8 protein-coding genes are annotated in these 18,358 nt (G+C 69.1%); 3 read left to right on the forward strand and 5 right to left on the reverse strand.

Annotation, left to right across the window (positions count from 1 at the left end; genetic code table 11):
* Positions 1 to 2: 2 nt before the first annotated feature.
* From ACZ418_RS34115 to ACZ418_RS34125, 3 genes are all read left to right on the forward strand, one after another.
* Complete coding sequence (locus ACZ418_RS34115) at positions 3 to 629, forward strand: LysE family translocator (protein ID WP_468370899.1); 627 nt, start codon at positions 3 to 5, stop codon at positions 627 to 629.
* A gap of 67 nt (positions 630 to 696) precedes the next feature.
* Positions 697 to 1,458, forward strand: a complete 762-nt coding sequence (locus ACZ418_RS34120) for a Clp protease N-terminal domain-containing protein (RefSeq protein ID WP_468370901.1) — start codon at positions 697 to 699, stop codon at positions 1,456 to 1,458.
* A 48-nt stretch (positions 1,459 to 1,506) separates the two neighbouring features.
* Positions 1,507 to 3,207: a bifunctional 3'-5' exonuclease/DNA polymerase gene (locus ACZ418_RS34125; protein WP_468370902.1), complete on the forward strand. Its 1,701-nt coding sequence runs from the start codon at positions 1,507 to 1,509 to the stop codon at positions 3,205 to 3,207.
* A gap of 112 nt (positions 3,208 to 3,319) precedes the next feature.
* Here ACZ418_RS34125 and ACZ418_RS34130 read toward each other — a convergent pair whose 3' ends face one another.
* The 5 genes from ACZ418_RS34130 to ACZ418_RS34150 all read right to left on the reverse strand — a co-directional run bounded on the left by ACZ418_RS34130 (position 3,320) and on the right by ACZ418_RS34150 (position 17,970).
* Positions 3,320 to 6,550, reverse strand: a complete 3,231-nt coding sequence (locus ACZ418_RS34130; protein ID WP_468370903.1) for an AfsR/SARP family transcriptional regulator — start codon at positions 6,548 to 6,550, stop codon at positions 3,320 to 3,322.
* A gap of 619 nt (positions 6,551 to 7,169) precedes the next feature.
* Positions 7,170 to 8,063 carry a glycosyltransferase family 2 protein gene (locus ACZ418_RS34135; RefSeq protein ID WP_468370904.1) on the reverse strand — a complete coding sequence of 298 codons (894 nt, stop codon included), beginning with the start codon at positions 8,061 to 8,063 and terminating at the stop codon, positions 7,170 to 7,172.
* A 320-nt stretch (positions 8,064 to 8,383) separates the two neighbouring features.
* Entirely contained in the window at positions 8,384 to 8,839 is a 456-nt protein-coding gene (locus ACZ418_RS34140; protein WP_468370905.1) for a hypothetical protein, read from the reverse strand.
* A 93-nt stretch (positions 8,840 to 8,932) separates the two neighbouring features.
* Positions 8,933 to 9,367 (reverse strand): hypothetical protein, encoded by a 435-nt coding sequence (locus ACZ418_RS34145; protein WP_468370906.1) that lies wholly within the window; start codon positions 9,365 to 9,367, stop codon positions 8,933 to 8,935.
* Positions 9,368 to 9,456: 89 nt separating this feature from the next.
* Positions 9,457 to 17,970 carry a golvesin C-terminal-like domain-containing protein gene (locus tag ACZ418_RS34150; RefSeq protein WP_468370907.1) on the reverse strand — a complete coding sequence of 2,838 codons (8,514 nt, stop codon included), beginning with the start codon at positions 17,968 to 17,970 and terminating at the stop codon, positions 9,457 to 9,459.
* Positions 17,971 to 18,358: the final 388 nt, after the last annotated feature.

An 18,358-nucleotide genomic window follows, 5' to 3' on the forward strand; every position in this document is an offset into this window, starting at 1 on the left:
GCATGGTGGACACGTCTCTCTACGCGGCGTTCCTGATCGCCGCTTTCGCACTCTGCGTCACTCCCGGACCCGACATGATGTTCATCGTGGCGGTGGGCGGCCGGGGCGGCCCCCTGACGGGGGTGGCGGCCGCCGTCGGGGTCGCCTGCGCCATGCTCGTGCACACGGTCGCCGCGGCCCTCGGCCTGTCGGCCCTGTTCCTGACCCTGCCGACGCTCTACGAGGCGCTGCACTGGGCGGGCGCGGCCTACCTGCTGTTCCTCGCGGTCAGGGCGTTCCGGGGCGACGGCGGCCCGGTCGAGGCCGAGGCGGCACCGGGGAACGGGCGCCGACGGGCGTTCTGGCGGGGTGCCGTCACCAATCTCCTCAACCCGAAGGTGATCCTCTTCAACGTCTCCTTCCTGCCGCAGTTCGTGAACCCCGACCTCGGGCACGTGCGCGAGCAGTTCCTCGTCCTGGGCTTCACGATCACGGCGATGGGCGTGGTGGTGGACGGCTTGGTCGGGCTGCTCTCCGGGAAGCTCGCCTCGCTGCTGCGGCGCAGCCGCCGGGTCGCCCGGGGCCTGGACTACTGCAGCGGGACGGTGTTCGCCGGGCTCGCGGTGCGTCTGGCGGTCGCACCGAAGTGACTGCGCAGGAGAATCGGGCTGTCAACTCTCGGTTGACAGTTCCTCGGGCGCAACCTACGGTTGACACATGGCGACCAACCCGAACATCACGGCATCCGTCCGCCTCGACGACCTCATCGAGGCCATCAAGAAGGCTCACAACGAGCCCCTCGAACAGCTCCAGGACGCGGTGATCGCCGCCGACCACCTCGGTGACGTGGCCGACCACCTGATCGGCCACTTCGTGGACCAGGCACGGCGCTCGGGCGCCTCCTGGACCGAGATCGGCCGGAGCATGGGCGTGACCCGGCAGGCGGCGCAGAAGCGCTTCGTGTCGAAGGAGTCCGCCGGCCTCGACGCCGGCGACTTCAGCCGCTACACCCCGCGCGCGCGGAACGTGGTCATGGCCGCGCACAACGAGGCGGTGGCCGCCCGCAACCCGGAGGGCCGCCCCGAGCACCTGGTCCTCGGGCTGCTCGCCGAGCCCGAGGGCATCGGGGCCAAGGCGATCATCGAGCAGGGCGTCCTGCTGGACGCCGTACGGCAGGCCGCGACCGCCGCGCTCCCGCCCGCCGCGGACGAGGTCCCGGACCTCGTCCCCTACGGCCCCGACGCCAAGAAGGCCCTGGAACTCACCTTCCGCGAGGCCCTGCGGCTCGGCCACAACTACATCGGCACCGAGCACATCCTGCTCGCGCTCCTGGAGCAGGAGAACGGCCACGGCGTCCTCAGCGGTCTCGGCATCACCAAGTCCGCGACCGAGGCGTACATCGCCAAGACGCTGTCGCTGCTGGCGGAGCAGAAGTTCCCGGCGGCCGGGGCGGGTGACACCACCGCATCGGAGGACTGAAACAGCAGGTCACGGCGATTGTCAGACCCGGCTGCCACACTCGCAGTCATGACCGACCGGTGGGCGCTCGCACCGGCCGAGGACTCAGGCGTGGACGTCGCCCCCCTCGGCCCGGACGGGCTGCCCGCCGGGCCGGTGCGGCGGGAGAGCGATCTCGCCGAGGCGGTGCGGAGCCGCCCGGAGGTGACGCGCTGGGTGTGGCGGTCCACCCCCGACGTCTACCCGCGTCTGCTCGCCACGGGGGTGCGAGTGGAGCGGTGCTACGACATCGAGGACGCCGAGACACTCCTGCTGGGCCACGAGGGCCGGTACGGCGAGCCACGCTCGGCCGCCGCCGCCCTGGCCCGCCTCCGGGGCGGACCCGTACCGCCCGACCCGCCCCAGCGCTCGGCCGAACCGGGCGCCCAGTCCCCGCTGTTCGAGCCCACGGGCACCCACCTGCCCCTGACCGACCTCCTCGCGGTGTACGCCGAGCAGCTCCGGCGGCATGACCGGACCGCCCACCCCGACCGGATGCGGCTGCTGACCGCCGCCGAGTCGGCCGGCATGCTGGTGGCCGCCGAGATGAACCACGCGGGCCTGCCGTGGAGCGCCGGGGTCCACCGCCGCCTGCTGCACGACCTGCTGGGTGAGCGGTACGCGGGCGGCGGTGAGCCGCGCCGCCTCGCCGAGCTGGCCGACGAGGTCTCCGCCGCCTTCGGCCGCCGGGTCCGCCCCGACCTGCCCGCCGACGTGGTCAAGGCCTTCGCGCAGGCCGGGATCAAGGTGAAGTCCACCCGCCGCTGGGAGATCCGGTCCGTCGACCATCCGGCCGTCGAACCCCTGCTGGAGTACAAGAAGCTGTACCGCATCTGGGTGGCACACGGCTGGTCCTGGCTGCAGGACTGGGTGCGCGACGGCCGCTTCCGCCCCGAGTTCCTCGCCGGCGGCACGGTCACCGGCCGCTGGGTGACCAACGGCGGCGGCGGACTGCAGATCCCCAAGGTGATCCGCCGGGCCGTGGTCGCCGACCCCGGCTGGCGGCTGGTCGTGGCCGACGCCGACCAGATGGAGCCGCGCGTGCTCGCCGCCATCTCCCGCGACCCCGGGCTGATGGAGGTCGCCGGCCGCGAGAGCGACCTCTACCAGTCCGTGTCCGACCGCGCCTTCTCCGGCGACCGCGACCAGGCCAAGATCGCCGTCCTCGGCGCGATCTACGGCCAGACCTCGGGCGACGGCCTGAAGAACCTGGCCGCGCTGCGCCGCCGCTTCCCGAAGGCCGTCGCCTACGTCGACGAGGCGGCACGCGCGGGCGAGGAAGGCCGGCTGGTGCGCACCTGGCTGGGGCGGACCTGCCCGCCGGCCGCCGGATCCGGCGAGGATGCGGCGGAGGAGGCGGGCATCCCCGTGGGGGACGACGACGCCGAGACGCAGACAGACGGCCAGAGCGCCTGGGTCCCCGGCTACGCCTCCAGCAACTCCCGGGCGCGGGGCCGTTTCGCGCGGAACTTCGTCGTCCAGGGCAGCGCCGCCGACTGGGCCCTGCTGATGCTGGCCGGGCTCCGCCGGTCCTGCGCGGACCTCAAGGCGGAGCTGGTGTTCTTCCAGCACGACGAGGTGATCGTGCACTGCCCTGCCGAGGAGACCGACGCGGTCGTCCAGGCCATCCGCGCCTCCGCCGACCTCGCCGGTCGGCTGACCTTCGGCGAGACACCGGTGCGGTTCCCGTTCACGACAGCGGTGGTGGAGTGCTATGCGGACGCCAAGTGAGCGCCGCGCTGACGCACTTCGGTCGCTCTTGGTGGCTGGTCGCGCCCACGCGGCAAAGCCGCATATCACCGAGCCCCGCGCCCTTGGGGCGCATGTCCTCGCCCAGCCTCGCTCACTCCGCGAGGAGCTCCCGCAGTTCCGCCACAACCGCCTGCTCGTCGGTGCCGTCCAGCGCCGCGAGTGCCGCGCGCCAGGCGTCGTACGCCTCAGCCCGCCGCCCTCGCGCACTCAGCAGCAGCCCGTGCTGGTGCCGGGCCAGGCCGCCCATGTAGCGGTCGGCGCGGGCGTCGGCCCGCCGCAGCAGCTCGGTGCACTCGCGGCCCGCCCGTTCGGTCTCCCCCAGCTGCCGCAGCGCGCGGACCAGGCCGAGCCGGGTCTGGGACTCGCCGTGCCAGTCGCCGTGCCCGCCGAGAATGCGCAGGCTCTCCTCGAAGTGCTCCGCTGCGGCCGCCGGTTCGCCGAGGGTGAGATGGGCGTAGCCGATGTTGCAGTGCGCCGAGTGCTGCACGATGACCGCGCCGATCGCGTCCCCGATCGCCAGCGAACGCCGGTGCTGCTCGATGGCGGCACGCGGGTCGGTGTGCTCGTAGAGGTTGCCGAGATGGCTGTGGGTGACGGCCTCTCCGTAGGGGTCGTTCAACTGCCGCGAGTACGCGAGGCTCTGCCGCAGCGCCTCCCCGGACTCCGCGAACCGCCCGAGCCCCTCCAGCAGCAGGCCCCGGTTGTTCAGGCAGCGCCGGATCCGGGACACGACACCGAGTCGGCGCCAGATCTCCAGGGACTGGTCGGTGAGGGCGAGGGCGTCCTTCTGCCGACCGGTCAGGAAGTGCAGGGCCGCCAGATCGCCGAGTGCGTACGCCTCGGCCGCCGCGTCCCCGAGCCGCCGCGCCGCCCCGAGCGCGGCCCGCCCCAGCACCTCCATCTCGGCGACCCGGCCGCCGCGCTGGACGTAGGGGAAGAGCAGCCGCGCGAGCGTCGACAGGTGCGCGGCCCGACGCGGGTCGGACGTACCCGCGTTGCGTGACACCAGGGCGACGACGTTCTCCAGCTCCACCTCGCCCCAGCCGAAGGCCTGCTCGGCGGACTCGAAGGACGCCAGCGCGGCCACGTCGGCAGCGTGCTCCAGCGGCTGCGCGGAGGTGGGCCGGCGCCGGTCCTCCTGGTCGATCCCGGGCTCCACGATCGCCTCCAGCAGCCGTTCGGCGACGGCGCCGTACCAGCGCAGGGCGGCCAGGTCGGGGGCGGGCGCGGCGGCGAGGCCGGTCCGGCGGTCGGCCTCTCCCCGCGTGCCCGGGCGCTGCTCGCTGTCCGTGTCCGGAAGGTCGTTCTGCGCTCCCGTGCCGGTGTCCTTCCCCGTGTCCGCCAGTTCGCGGGCGAAGTCGCGGACCAGGTCGTGCGGGGCGTAACGGCCGTAGGCGGTCTCCTCCAGGAGGGCGACCTCGACCAGGCGGTCCAGGGCCGCCTCGGCGCGCCGCGTGTCAGTGCCCGTGAGGCGGGCGATCAGCGGGGCGCCGTAGGTCGGCAGGTCCAGCGCGCCGATGCGGCGCAGCGCGAGGGCCGCGTCCTGCTCCACCTCGCGCTCGGCGGCGGCGAGCGCGTCGTGGGCGACGGCCAGGGAACGCCGGACGCTCAGGTCGTCGTACTCGAGATGGCGCAACCGGCCACCGGTCTCCGCGAGTTGGCCCGCCAGCACGTCCGGAGTCAGGGCGCGGCGGGCGGCGAGCCTGGCGGCCACGACGCGCAGCGCCAGCGGGAGCCGGCCGGTCAGCTCGACCAGCGGGTGACCGGCGTCCAGCCCCTCGCGGCCGCTCACGGCGCGCAGCAGTGCCGCGCTGTCCTCGCCGGTCAGCGGGGCGAGCGGAAAGCGCCGGGCGCCGTCGAGCGCGGTCAGCGGCGAGCGGCTGGTGACGATCACCGCGCAGCCGGGCCCGGCCGGCAGCAGGGGCCGTACCTGGGCCGCGTTCGCCGCGTCGTCCAGCACCAGCAGGACGCGGGCCGGGGCGAGCAGCGAGCGGAGCAACGCGGCGGCCGCGTCCGGATGTTCGGGGATGCTGCGGGGCTCGGCGCCCAGGTCCCGGAGCAGCGCGGCGAGCGCCTGGACGGAGCTGAGCGGGGTCATACCGGGGGTGGCACCGTGCAGATTGACGTACAGCTGCCCATCGGGGAAACGTTCCCGCAGCTCATGCGCGACCGCCAGGGCGAGCGCGCTCTTGCCGACTCCCGCCATACCGCTGATCACGGCGATGGCCGGAGCCGGGGCGGGCGGCTCGGTGAGCGCGCGCCGCAACTCGCGGCGGACATCGGCACGGCCGGTGAAGTGCGCCGGGGGCGCCGGGAGTTGCGCGGGGCGCGGGGTCCGCCGGGCGTCCGGTGCGGCACCGCCCTCGTGCGAGGCCGGCGTTCGGGCTTCGTCCTCGGCGGCGCCGTCCAAGTCACCGGCGACCGCAGGCCGTTGGCGGAGGTCATGCTCGGCGCCCTGTCGAGGGCCGTTGCCCTCGACCCCCTTTCGTTCCTCGCCCCTCCCCCGCAGCACCTCGACATGGGCCTCGCGGACGGCGGGACCGGGTTCGATGCCGAGTTCCTCGATCAGGCGGGCGCGCAGATCGCGGTGGACGGCCAGGGCCTCGGCCTGACGGCCGGTGCGGTGCAGGGCGAGCATGAGCTGACGGTGGTACGCCTCCCGCAGCGGATACTCGGCGACCAGCGCCGCGAGCGCCGGGACGATCCCGGCCAACCGTGCGCCGTCCAGGGAGAGTTCGGCGTCGTAGCGCCACTCCAGCAGGAGCAGCCGGGCCTCCGCCAGGCGCTGCACCAGGGCATAGCCGCCGAGGTCGGCGGGGAGCCCGCTGAGCGGGGTGCCGCGCCAGAGCGCGAGTGCGGCCGTACAGGCCCGTACGACGCCCGGCCAGTCCCGCCGGGCATGCGCGGCACGCGCCTCGGCGACCCGGGCGTCGAAGACGTGCACGTCCAACTCGCCGTGGTCGACACGCAGTACATATCCCGGCGGTACGGCCCTGAGCCGGTCGGGGTCGTCCAGGAGCCGGCGCAGCCGGGTGACGTGGTTGTGCAGGGATGCCTGCGCGGAGACCGGCGGCGCCCCGCCCCACAGGGCGTCCTTCAGGGACTCCACCGACACGACCCTGCCCGGCTCCAGCAGTAGTGCGGCCAGCAGCGCGCGCACCTTCGGGCTGCCGATGGCACGGACACCGTTGTCGGTATCGGTGCCGCCGTGGGGAGAGTTGCCCGAAAGGGCTTCGGGGGTCTCGTACGAGATCCCGGACGGCTGTCGGTCGTACAGGACCGGCGGCCCCAGCAGTCCGAACCGCAGCTCGCACCGCCGCATCACGCCGCTCCACTGCCTTCCCGCGCGGTCGGGGCCGACCGTGCTCCGTGACGAGCCCGTGCCCGCCGTTCCCTGCGAGCCCGTGCCCGCGGTTTCCTGGCGGAATTCCGCCCTGTCCACCACGGTTTCCCGCCACCTCCTGCCGACCGGACCGGCCCCGGCTCGGCCTGCCCGAGGGCCTGTTGCGGATACCGCCGACGAATTCCGGCCAACGGGTTCGCCATCTGCCGACGAACCGTTGGCCACATGTTAGCGATCCGTTGGCGAATGCTGATGTGATCATTTCCATCGGATCTGGCCCGACGGCGCGCGCGTATGTCGCGTAACTCGGGGGAGTGTCGCCGTAGGCCGGGTCCGGGGACGCAGGGGCCCCGGTCGGCGGAGGTGAACGCCCGGGGCCCCGTCCCGTTCCCGCCGGTCAGGCGATCGACGGAGGTGCGGAGCACGGCCCACCGACGAGGAGCACGGCCCACCGACGAGGAGCACAGCCCACCGACGAGAGCGCGCACCCACCCCCCGCGCCTCAGCCCACGGGCGAACACGCCCAGCGCGTCCCACCGATGACGGCTCCCACCGACAAGGGCCTCGTACCTCGGCTCGCCGACCGGCGCCCCGCGCCTCAGATCACCGGCGGACGTCCCAGCCGGGTCAGCCGCCACACCGTCCGCCAGCGCATGGGCCGACGCTCGCCGGCCGGTTTCCGCAGGCCTTCCACGAACCCGCCGAACCACGCCTTCAGCCCCGCAGAGGAGCGCGTGCGGGCGAGGGTGAGCAGCGTCCAGACCCCGAGGTGCACGGGGATGAGCGGCAACGGCAGCCGGCGCCGCACGAGCCAGACCCGGTTGCGGGCGTTGACGCGGTAGTAGATGGCGTGCCGGGCCGGCGAGGTCTTGGGGTGCTGGAGCAGCAGCTCGGGGGCATAGAGGATCTTCCAGCCGGCGTCGGCGGCGCGCCAGGCGAGGTCGGTCTCCTCGTGCGCGAAGAAGAACTCGGCGGGCCAGTCCTCCGTCTCGGCCAGCATCGCCATGCGCAGGGCGTGCCCGCCGCCGAGAAACCCGGTGACGTAACCCCCGCGCAGCGGATCCGACTTGCCCACGCGGGGTACGTGCCGCTGCTGGGTCTCGCCGTGCTCGTCGGCAATGCGGAAGCCGACGATGCCGAGGCGCGGGTCGGCGGCGTACAGGTCCCGTACGCGCCGCAGCACATCGGCGTCGACGAGCAGCCCGTCGTCGTCCAGTTCCACGACGACATCGACGTCGTCGTACTCCCGCAGACGGGCGAGGGCGACGTTGCGGCCGCCCGGGCAGCCGAGGTTCTCCTCCACGTCGATGGTGGTGACCTCGCCGGGCAGGGAGAGCCGGCGGGCGAACTCGGGCAGCCGGCAGCCGTTGCCGACGATCACGATACGGGCGGGGGCGAGGTCCTGCTTGGCCACGGACTCCAGCAGGGCATCGACCTCGGCGGGCCGGTTGCCCATGGTCACCACGGCTACGGCGATCCTCGGCTCCACCACGTCCCTCACCCCATCCGGCCGCCGGCGGCACCGCGCCCTGACCGCGCGGCGCCCACCGTTCACCAAGATGTTGCCTCAGATCCTCGGGTTCACCCGACCCCGATTCACTTTGCAGCCCCTTTGCTCCGCGTTTGTCCTGGCGTGGAAACCGAGTGGTGACTACATCCCTCGTCCACCGGCCACGATCCCCTCCGGGTGGGCGTGCCGTGATCGGCACCGCGGACCCGCTTCTCCGCCGTAACACAAGGAACCCCAGGGCGTGCGGGCCGTCTGTCGGCCGCACCGGCAGGGTGCCTTGGCTCGCACCCTTGCCTGTCGAGTCACGAGGCGAGCAGGGCAGCCTGCCGCGATGCGATGTCATGTGCCGAGCTCCAGTCCCAGGAGGGTTCTCCGCTGAGACCGAGGACGAGTACGTCGCTGCCGACTGCAGCTGCCAGGAGCAACGAGACTCCGTCGCCTCCCGCACCGTCGAGGGGACGGACCTGCTGCTCCCGCGCCCAAACGGCACTCGAGCCGTCAATCGGCGGAATGTCGACGTCCCGTTCGCCGACCACACGTACCGTGGCGGACAGATTGGCCATCAGGCGCTGGCTCACTGCCTGAAGAGCGTCAACAGCATCCTCGGCAGTGGCCAGAGGGACGGTCTGAATCCAGATCCAGCGCGCCTTGCCGTCATGGAACGACCGCCAAGCGGTGACGCTGCCATTTCTTCGTGCCCGCTCACCCCACGCGGTGGACCTCCCTTTTCGCCCGGTCCACCAGGTGCGTTCGTCCACCAGGCGCCATCCCGGTGGGAGATTTTCGGCGACCAGGAGACGCGACAGTGCGGTTTGGCGTCTTGCTCTCGAGAGGAAGAAAGGACGCATACGTCAGTCTCCCGTCATTCCCCAGAACACCAACCCTACGGGATTTCCCTGCTCGTTGTGCACCGGGGCGCAGCAGCCCGAGCCGCGGAACATGGGGGGGAGATCTGAGGCCGAGGTTTTGTACACGCGCTCGATCAGCTCGCGCGTGGGCTTCTCCTCACCAAAGTACTCGACCATTTCCGCAGGTGAGACAATTCTTACCGCACCGTCCTCCTCGTAGTCAGGATCCGCCGTCTCGATGACCCGATCGACATCGATGATCGAATGCGTGCCGCCTTCCTCTTCCAGGATTCCGCTCTCCATCAGATCAGCAAGCGTCTCCAGCGACGGTTCCTGATGGCGCCAGGACTGCTGAAACACTTGCTCGCGGAGCTCATTCAGCGCGGTCTGAGGGTCACGAACCTCATCGGTGAAGTAAATCCACCTGGATGCTCCCACGAGAACTCCATTCGTCCACACATCACTTAGGGGGAATCTGGGGCCCGGTCGGGCGCATCCGCGATGCGCCCGACCGGGAATGTGTCGAGCTAGAGCACAACCGCGCAGACGGGTGCGGCCGGCCCGCAAGCCGGTGAGGCCAGCTTACCGACCCACCACAGCGCGCCACCCAGCGCCGCAACACCCGCTCCGACCTTGACCGGTTCGGGAACCGTAACCGGTGGCGGTTCCGGGTATGTCGTCCTCATGTAGAACTCCTGGTAGGTGACGACTCCGGGACCACTGTCTTCGAAGAAATCGGAGTTGTCCAGTTCCAGGAACTGTCCCCGCTTCGACCCCGGTCCGATGAGCGGATGCGGCAGCTTGAATCCAGGCTTGATGTCAAGCCCGCTGTACCGCGGATCCTTCTTCATCGCGTTGATGTACCACTGGACATCAAACTTTCCGTAGGCCTCGGCAGGTGGACGGCTGCCGGTCCACGGCATTTTCGCCTTGTGCTTGAGCTCCCAGACGTAGAGCGTGTTTCCGTCCTGGTAGGTGATGTCGGCAGCACCCTCGTTGCCCGTGCCCTCTTTGGACCCGCCGGCAATGGGCGCTTCCATCTGAACGCGCCAGCCGCCCGACGGCCCGTACTTGGCAGTTGCCTGAGCCTCCAGCCAATCCCACATGATCAGCTGAGCCATGTAGTGCGTGGTACTCCAGCTGCCACCGGCGGCGGCTGCCTTGGGGGGCTGTGCAGTTACCGGGCACGGACCGATGAACCCCGGAGAGCCGCACCCACCAGTACCGGTCTCCGCTTCCTCGTGCTTGATCATCGGGGTTTCGCGGTAGACACCGCCGCACATACCGGTGACGTCGCAACTGGTGTGCCCGTCGAGTTCGACGAAGCTGGTGGGGTTGCCGCCGCCGAACGCGTACCGGTTTCCGCTGTACGGGTCGGTGCCGAGGTGCATGTCGGCGAGGGCACCGTTGTACATGTCCCGCGTGGTGAAGCGGTTCAGCCCCGGGTCGTAGTCGCGGAAGCCCATGTCGTACGTCCCCGACTGGGCGTCCCAGCGCTTGGCGTTGAAGCGGTACGGGTTGTACGCCTCCTTCGTCGGGTCCGCGGCGTCGGGCTTGTCGATGCCGGTGAACTCGGACTTGTCGTCGGCGCCGTAGGCGGTGTAGCCGTACGTGGCCTTCGTGTCGCCGTTCTTGTCCGTGAGGGTCTCGACGTCGGTGTGGCTGTTGTAGCCGTAGTAGCCGTCCTCCGTCGTGCCGTCGCTGTTGTACTTGATCTGCGACAGACGTTCGCCCCACGGGCTGTACTGGTAGGACTTACTGAGGGTGCCGGCGACCTTCTCGTCCAGGACCTCGTCCGACAGGCCCAGGTACTCGTAGTCCGTGGTCTTGCCGTTCGCGGTCTCCGAGGTGGTGCGGTCGAGCGGGTCGAAGGTGTACGTCGTCGACTTCATCGCGCCCGTCGAGTCCATCTTCTGGGACTCGACGACGTGGTCGAAGCCGTCGTACACGCTCCGCTCGATGACCTTGCCGCCCGAGGTCACCGACTCCGTCCGGCCGAACGGGTCGTAGTTGTAGTCCGCCGTCGTGCCGCCGGTGGTGGCCGTGAGCAGACGGTTGCGGTCGTAGGTGTAGGCGGTTGTGGTGCCGCCGACGGTCTGGCTGATGACGTTGGCGTTGTCGTCGTGGACGTAGGTCTCGGTGTCCGCGCCGTTGCCGGTCTTCACCGCCTTGGCCAGCCGGTCGGCCGGGTCGTAGGTGTAGTCCGTCGTCGATGACAGATACGCCGTGTGGTCGTCGGCGTTCATCTTCTTCGCCACGTCCTGCGCCTTGTTCCCGTTCGGGTCGTATGCGTAGGTGTGCGAAGCGACGAGGGTGCCGTCGCCCTTCTTCTCCGTGGTCGACTTGACCGGGCCGTCGAGGTAGTAGGTGTAGTCGACGGTGTTGCCGTTGGCCTTCGACTCCTGCAGTTGCTGGCCGCGGTCGGTGTACGTGTACGACGTCACCTTCGGGCTGGTGTCCGTCGCGCTGGTGCCCACCGAGACGGTCTTGACCATTTCCCGCAGGTCGTAGGTGTACTTGGAGTACTGGTCAGGGTGGTCGACCGTCGTCGTCTGACCATCAGGGTCATACGTGAACGACGTCGACTTCTTCACCGTGCCGTTCAGTGACTCGGTCACCTTCTGGATCTGGTTGAGGCCCGTGTAGGTGATGCCGTAGTTGTCGATCTGAGCACCGGATGAGGCATCACCGATCGACGTCAGATTCCCGTTCGCGTCGTAGGAGTACGTGAACGACTTCTGCTCGTTGTCGGTGTCGGCCGAGTTGTCGCGCACCAACTTCACGCCGTCGGCGACCACGGTGCCGCCGCTGTTCTCGAACAGCTGGAGCTTGGCCGCGTTGCCCTGCCTGAAGGCGTACGAGCCCAGTGACACCCAGGTGCCCGCGCCCGTCGTCTGGTCGATCGTCTTGTCGGTCGTTCCTCCGTCGTGGGTGAGGGTGTACTTCGCCGCCGTCGCCGCACCCGACACCGCCGGGAACTTCACGAACGCCTCGTACGTGCCGTCCGCGGGGACGTTCAGCGTCCATGTGAACGAGTCCGTGCCCGTACCCGCCGCGTGCGTGACGTGGTCGTAACCCTCCTGACCCGTCGTGTCCCCCGACGTCCACGTGCCCGTGGACGATGTGTTCTGGGCGTCGGAGTTGTCGACCAGGACCACGTCCTTGCCGACCGGAACACCGTCGTCGGAGCGGGACTTGAGCTTGCCGTCGGGGTAGTAGGACCAGTTCATCGTGCGGTTGGACGAGCCACCCGCCGATGTCAGCGTCCGGGCCGTCTGCTGGCCCAGGTCGTTGTAGTCGTAGGTGGTGACGATGTCCCACGGGTCCGTGGAGGACTTCACCCACCCGTTGTCGAAGTAGGCGTAGCTGGTGGTGTTGCGGACCGTCTGGCCCTCCGACGGCGGCAGCGACGTCGATGCCACCCGGCCGATCGCGTCGTAGGTGGTCTGGGTGTAGACGTTCGGGTCGTTGTAGCGGGTGTCGTTCGGGTCGTAGGGCTGGTACTGCTTGACCGGGCGGTTCAGCGCGTCGTACTCCGTGCGCTGGGTGAACGCGTCCGTCGAGCCCGCGTCCACCGAGCGCGGGGTGAGGACCTTGGTGACGTTGCCGACCTGGTCGTACTCGTACTTCGTCGTGCGGTACGTGATCGGCGAGGTACCGTCGTGCGGCACCTGGACCTCGGTCTGCTTGCCTCGCTCGTCGTAGGTGATGAGCGTGGTGTTGTTCTCCGCGTCCGTCGTGGAGACGACCAGGCCGTCCTTGTCGTAGGACTTCTTCGTCGTCTTGCCGGCCGCGTCCGTGACCGCCGTGACCCGGTGGTCCAGGTCGTAGGCCGTCTTGGTCGTGTAGTCGGTCGTGTCGGTCGTGGCGTTCTTGACCGGGTCGATGACCGTGACGACGTTGCCGACGTTGTCGTACTCGTACGAGATCTTGTCGCTGTCGGCGTTCACCACCGACGTGAGCTGGTTGATCGCGTCGTAGTTGTTCGTCGTGACGTAGTCCGTCGTGTCCGACGTGGTCAGCGTGCCCTTGGGCTCCGTCGTGGTCTTCAGGTTGCCGACCTTGTCGTACGTGTAGGTCGTCACCCGGTCGTCCGACGTGGAGGTGTCCTTGGGCGCCGTGGCCGAGGTGATCTCGTCCGCCTCGTCGTACACGGCCGTGGACACCGCGCCGTTGGGCGCCGTCGACTTGGTGACGTTGTCGTTGGCGTCGTACTCCGGGGCCGGCGTGGTGATCAGGACACCCGGTTCCTTCGGCACCGTCCTGACCAGCGGACGGCCGAACGTGTCGTACGTCTGCGTGGTCACTATCTGGTGGGCGTCGACGACCTGGGTGACCTGGGTGACCTGGCCTCGCACGTCGTACTGGAACAATGTCGGGTTGTTCAGCGGATCCGTGATCGTCGCCGGGTAGCCGGTCGGGCCGAAGTCGCTGTACGTCGTCGGCGGGTGCCCGTCGGCGTCCGTCACCGAGGTCAGCTCACCGTACGAGTCGTAGCTGTACTTCGTGGTGTAGTCACCCGCCGTCGACGTCGCGACGCCCTTGGGGTCCGTGACCGACGTCAGGTTGCCGAACGAGTCGTAGCCGAACTGCCAGGTGCGGCCCTCCGGAGAGGTCTTGGTGTACAGGTCGGCCGCGTAGCCGTCCGCCCGCGTCTGGTACTGGTACGCCGAGCCGTTCGCCGGGTAGCTGGACGCGTTGCAGTAGTCGGTCGGGTTGAACGAGGTCCACGACTTCGTCGTCTCCGCGTCCCACTGGTGCAGCGGATAGCCCGTCTTGGGGTCGTAGCAGTAGGCGGTTCTGGCGCCGTTGGCCTCCTCCAGGTAGGTGACGTTGTTGTCCGCGTCCCACGACATCTTGGTCGTCTCGGACTTGGCGTCGGTCGTCTGGACCGGGCGGCCGAAGTCGTCGGTGACGTACTGCGTGGCATGGGACTCGGCGTCCGTGACCGTCGTGTCGGTGAACTTCGTGTTCGAGCTGTCCGCCGCGTACGCGAAGTCCGTCGTGTCGTTCAGACGGTCGGTGATCGTCTTCGTCCACCAGTGGTAGGCCGGGTTGTCGCCGGTCTGCGGGGCGTAGTACGCCAGCTTGGTGTCATGACCGCGCGGGTCGGTGATCGTGACCAGCTTGACGTTCTTGTTGCCCTGTGTGGCGTCGTAGGTGAACTTGAAGGTCTTCGGCTGGGAGGAGCCGTCACCGTCCACGAACTGGCCGAGCTGGCCCTTTGTCGTGTAGTAGAAGGAGATCTTGCGGCCCGAGATGTCCGTGACGGACTTGATGTGGTCGTAGATCTGGGAGTTGGTCAGGTTGCTGCCGGTGACCTTGGCGCCGGTGTCGTCGATGTAGTCGTACGACGCGTCGCCCTTCTTGTAGTAGTCGACCGTCAGGGACTGCCTGCCGGCGGGGTCGGTGATGTACGTGAGGAACTTGGTCGGCTTGTTGTTGGACTTGCGCTCCTCGTACGTGTACGTCTGCGTGTTGCCGTTCTTGTCGACCACCGAGGTCAGATAGCCGTCGCAGCCGAAGAGGAAGCGCGTGCCGTCCGGGCGCAGCAGCGTCCAGGCGTCCGGGACCGGGTCCTTGTCCGGGGTGCAGTCCAGGTTCGCCTTCATCGTCAGCTGGTAGTGCACGCCCGCCGGGGCCTTCCACGTGCCGTCCGACTGCTTGGTGAAGACGTGCGTGGTGCCGTCACCGTCCGGGAGGCGTATCTCCGTCGGGTTGGGGTTGGGGTGGAAGTCCAGCGGAGCCCCGAGCCGGATCGGTCCGGCGAGCTGTGCCGACCAGCCCGCACCCGAGACCGTGTCGCTCGTGTCGAGCGAGTTGTAGGAGAAGCGCGCGAACGTCGTCAGTCCGCGGCCCGGGTTGGAGAACGCGTTGTACGACCACACGGTGTTGCCGGAGGCGAGGTTGTTCATCACCGTGGAGCCGGCGCCGGTGTTCTTGCCGGTGTAGGAGTAGAACTTCTCCAGGCCCAGGGTGTCGGAGGTCGGGTCCTCCACCGCCACGTCCTGCTTCAGCGGCTGGATCGAGGTGTTCGTCGCCGACAGCCAGCTGCCGTCGGAGACCTTCTTGACGTCCCAGCCCAGCACGTAGTCGGTGCGCTTGTTGCCCGAGTCGGAGTTGATCGGCGTGGCCACCTGGGCCTGGATCGTCGCCGACTGGCCCGGGTTCAGGGCGGGGATCGCCGTGGACAGCTGGTTGCCGCCCGTCGTGACGTCCGTACCGTCAGGGAGCTTCCAGGTGTACGACAGCACCCGCTCACCCGATGCCCAAGCCGCGTTGGTGGTGTTGGTGACCGTGAAGTCCACCGTGTACGTGGAGTTCGGGGTCATGCGGGACGGGGTGGTCGGCGCGTAGTACGTGTCGGACGTCGTGGAGTCGACGTAGATCACGCGCAGCAGCGGGCCGAGCTGCGGGTCGGACGCCTCCGAGGACAGGAACAGGGTGCGCTCCTGGGGACCCGTCGTCGACTCGTCCTTCAGCTTGACCAGCGCGCCGTGGTTGGAGGACGGAGTGGTGATCCAGCCCTGGGTCAGGCCGGTCGCGTCCCACCAGTGCCGACCCACATCCGAGACGGAGCCGACAGTGTCGGAGACAGTGGCCGAGTAGTCGCCTCCCGCCGTGGTCCACGCGGTGGTGGACGTGGCGTTGTTCCAGGTGGCCTGGGTCTCGTTGAAGTTCTTCGTCAGGCCGTGCAGTTCGTAGATGGCGCCGTTGGAGCCGGTCGTGGTCTCCGCGCCCCACATGAACAGGCGCGACTCCAGTACCGTCGCCGAGGACGGAATGCTCGACGTGTCGAACTTCAGCGCTGCCCGGGCCTTGCCGTAGGTGGTGGAGTTGTTACCCACCTCCAGCCACTTCTGGCCGACCCCGTAGGACGTGATGGCGTCCTCGTTGGTGGTCGGCTGCCCCGAAGCCAGAGTCGTGTCCGTGACCCCGGAGGTGCCCTGGATCAGGCGCATCGTGCGGCCCGCCTTCGGCACGCCCACGATCCGCGTCGGCGAGCCGAGCAGCTGCCCGTTCTTCGTCCGCACCGCGATCTGGTAGTAGTACGACCGTCCGATCTCCACCGAGGACGAGTCCGGCGTCGGGGTCGCGGTGGTGTCCGTGTACGCCGTCGCTGCTTTGTCGATCGGCGCCACCAGGGTCGACGCCGACGGCGTGAACGCCTGCTGCGTCGAGCGGTACAGCTCGTACTGGGCGATGTCCAGCCCCGAGTCGCCACTCTTGTTCTGGTACGCCGGCCAGGACAGCTCCGGGCCCGTGGAGTGGATCACCGTCGGCGAGTCCAGCGTCGTGCCGACCGCGCCGTAGGTGACCGTCAGCCGCGGGATGGTGGAGGTCTCACCGCCGTAGTCGCCGTCGCCCGACTCGTAGCGCGGGCCGCCGGTCGGGGCGGTGGAGGACTCGTCCGTGGCCTTGAGGACGAAGCCGTTGTTGGCCGAAGTGCCGTCCAGCCACTGCTGCACGGTGTCGGTGACCGGGAATTTGTGCCACAGGTTGTAGTCGCCGGCCTTCTTCACGATCGTCGCCGGGTTCACCCAGCGCACCGCGTCCGCGATCACCGAGGTGGTCGTGGAGGCCGGTCCGTCGCCCAGGACGACCTTGCCGGCCGTGCCCTGCGCGAAGGCGATCTTGTTGCCGCCGTTCAGCGACGTCCACACACCGTTGGTGCCCGACTGCTGATTCACCGTGTAGGTCGTGGACCCGCCGCTGCCCGTCACCGTGTACGGCGCGTTCGTCGCGCGGTCCGAGGCCGCCACGTAGTGCACGTCGACCCGGTAGGAGTCGGTCTCCGGAAGACGCGGCTGCCAGGTGTAGGTGTCCCCGGCGACCGAGTCCTTGTTGTAGTGGTAGTCGCTGCCGATCGCGTACTGCGTCAGCGACGACGTGGACGCCGGCCAGCTGCCGGTCGCCGCCGTCGTGCCCGCGTCGCCGTCGTCGACCTGGACGGTGGTGCCGGACTGCTCACCCACCAGCGAGCTGGTGTTGGCCCAGGTCGCCGTCGACTCGTCCCAGGCGCCGGTCGCCCGGTAGGCGCCGATGGTGACGTCATTGGCGTTGGTGGTGTGCGCCTGGTCGTAGTACATCTCCAGGCGCGCCGAGTCGATCTTCGTGCCCGACGGGATCTCCGACAGCGGGAACTTGATCAGCGAGCGGGCGATACCGGTGTCCGTCTTGCCGACCGCCAGCTTCCAGCTGGTGTTGAAGTTCGTCGACGACTGATCCGACAGGACCATGACATCCTGGGAGTCCGTGGGACTCGGCGCGATCGTGATCGTCGGGTCGATCACCACCGGATACTGGCGGTCCTTGGAGGCCAGCCACTTCGCGTCCGGGGTGACCGTCACCTTCCAGGACTTGCCGGAACGGCTCAGCTTCTGGGTGACCTTGGTGCTGTACGTCTGGCCGAAGACGGACTTGTCCGCCTTCTTCGCGTCCGTCATGAACGGCGCCGGGATCACCATCACCGGCGTGTTGGGCAGCTCCCCGTACAGCGCGATCGAGCCGTCCTTGCGCGCCTTCGGGGTGAGCCCGGCCGTGTCCAGGGTGAAGGTGAACTTCAACGGGCCGTCCGGGCGCTCGGCAAGGGTGATGTTCTCCTTCACCCGGCCGCGCCCGACGCCGTAGGACAGCTCGGCCCCGTGCGCCTTGTCCTCGTAGCGGACCGTCGAGTCCTTGGCCTTCGGCGTCAGGTGTTTGCCGGCGCCTTCGAGGCCCAGGGTGACCGACCGGCCGTCCGGCGACTGGAAACGGACCAGACGGCGGGTGTCGGAACCGAACCAGCTACGGCCGTCGTTCGTCGTGTTGGCGTACTCGAAGCCCTTCGCCTGCGAGGCGCGCACCGACGTGTCGATGGCCTTCCAGGACTTCGACTTCCCGTCCCGGTAGGACGTCGGCTGCGCGGACAGCTCGGCCTGGACACGACCGTCGGACAGCTGCCAGAAGCGCGCGGTCGGCGTCCGGCGGCTCGTCAGCTCCCGGACGCGCCTGGCTTTGGGCGCCCTCTTCCCCTTCGGCAGCTTCTGCCGGTCCGCCATCCCGAGTTCGTTGTGGGAGGGCGGCTTGTCCAGCTTCGGTCTGTCATTGTCATCGTCGCCCGAAAACCATCCCTTGAAGGTGTCGACAATTCCCTTGCCGCCACCGCCGGATGCGGGCGCCGCATACGCGACTTGGGGCAGCGCGGCACTTGTGACCGCGGCTACCACCAGGCAGGAAATCAGCCTGCCTGCTCTCGGTATCACCGAATCATTTCCTTGTCTCTCGTGACCTAAACATGCCACTGAAAAGCCATCTGACCTGCACAAATGACAGGGCATAGAAAGCGGCGCCGTGGTTCTAGTCACGTCGAGCACCCGAAGTCAAGTGGCGAGACATAGCAAGCAGTTGACGCCAAATCAGGTCAGACGCGGAGCACATGGCACAGCC

Source organism: Streptomyces sp. NPDC030820, from assembly GCF_055572075.1.